The 1,755-nt window shown below is 67.6% G+C and carries 1 pseudogene; it reads right to left on the minus strand.

Annotation, left to right across the window (positions count from 1 at the left end):
* Positions 1 to 296: 296 nt before the first annotated feature.
* Positions 297 to 1,508, minus strand: a pseudogene (locus ACWFQ8_RS31610) (IS3 family transposase).
* Positions 1,509 to 1,755: the final 247 nt, after the last annotated feature.

The following is a 1,755-nucleotide window of genomic DNA, read 5'->3' on the forward strand; positions in this document are numbered from 1 at the left end:
GAAACCAGGCAACTACCTGGCCTTTCTCGGACTGGCAGCCGCTCTCTGCTGCTACAAACGACTCCTCAAGCTGACCATGTAGGACACGGTCTTAGATCGTCGGCCGCAAACGCAGCATCGTCGTCGACACGCTCGGCCTGTTACTGCTTGCTGGTCACGTTTACCGCGGCTACTGACTTCAGCTCGTCAGTGGACGTTAAGTCCGTTTCTGGTAGCGGCCTCGTCCGGGTTGGGTGAGGAAGCCTTGGCGGGTGAGTCGTCCGATGAGGTTGATCCCTGGGAGTGGACACCGGTTTTCATGCGACGAGTGACAGCGTACGTGTCGTGATCAGTTGCCGTTCGTACTCGGCTGGTGTGAGGTAGCCGAGCGCGGAGTGGCGACGGCGCCGGTTGTAGTAGGACAGCCAGCGGAACAGCTCGAGTCGGGTCTGTGCCTTCGAGGTCCAGCGGCGTCCGTGGAGCAATTCGCGCTTGAGGCCCTGGAAGAACGACTCGGCGAGGGCGTTGTCGTAACTGGAGCCGACCCCGGCCCATGCTGCGGCGGTTACCGTGCCGCAGGCAGACGTCGGCGAAAGCGGCCGCGCTGTATTGGGCGCCTCTGTCGGAGTGAAAAACGACGCCGTGGACCCGGCCTCCGCGGGCGGCCACGGCCATCTCGATCGCGTCGGTGACCAGAGAGGTGCGCATGTGGTCCGCGATCGACCAGCCCACGACCTTCCTCGAGCAGATGTCGATCACCGTGGCGAGGTAGAGCCACGTCGAGCCTACGCCTATGTACGTGATGTCGCCGCACCACCTGGTGTTCAACGTGTCCGCGGTGAAGTCGCGCATCACCAGGTCCGCCACAGGCGCCGCGGCCCTGTCCGCGATCGTGGTCCGCTTCTTCCTCCGCAGGTGGCGGCCGACGATGTGGTTGGTTCGCATCAGCCGGGTGACGCGCTTGCGGTTGATTTTGCGCCCCCTCGCCCGCAGCTCGGCATGAACGCGAGGAGCGCCGTAGGCGCCATGGTGCTCGGTGTGGATGGCACGGATCTCGTTCACGGTCCGCTTCTCCTCGGCCTGGCGCTCGGCGCGGGCCTGTGCGGTGGCCAGGTGCCGGTAGTAGCCGGCGCGGGACGCCCCGAGCACCCGGCAGATCCGCTTGACGCCGAAATCGGCGCGGTTCTCGGAGATGAAGTCCCAGCGGCGGGGCCTCACTTCACCTCCCGCGCGAAATAGGCGGCCGCCCGGCGCAGGATCTCGCGCTTGAGGCGCCACTCCTGCTCGGCCTTGAGAAGCCTGGCGTTCTCAGCCCGTAGCCGGGCCAGTTCCTCGGCTGCGCTGACGCCGGCGTCACGGCCGTCGGACGTGACCGGGGCCTCATCCTTGCGGACCCACGTCCGCAGCGACTCCGCGGTGATACCGAGATTCGAGGCCACCGCCGCGTACGTTCGCTTCCCAGCCGCGGCCCGAAAGAGCGCGACGGCGTCCTTCCTGAACTCCTCCGAATACGGAGACCTGCGTCCCACCTGGACATCCCTCCCTGGACCATCAAGATCCATTGTCAGGGTGTCCACTCCAAAGGATCAGCCTCATCCCGCGTGGCCATCCGTCCTTGCCCGCTCGGGCGGGGACCAGTCTGACGGGGCTGTCGCCCTGCCCTGCGTGGGGGGGGGCCGGGGGGGCCCCCGGCCCGCCCCCCCCGCGGGGGGGGGGGGGGTGGGCGGGTCCGGCCGACCCCCCGGATGTTACGCGCGCCCCCGGCCGGGCGCACTA

This window comes from Streptomyces sp. NPDC055254, assembly GCF_053606025.1.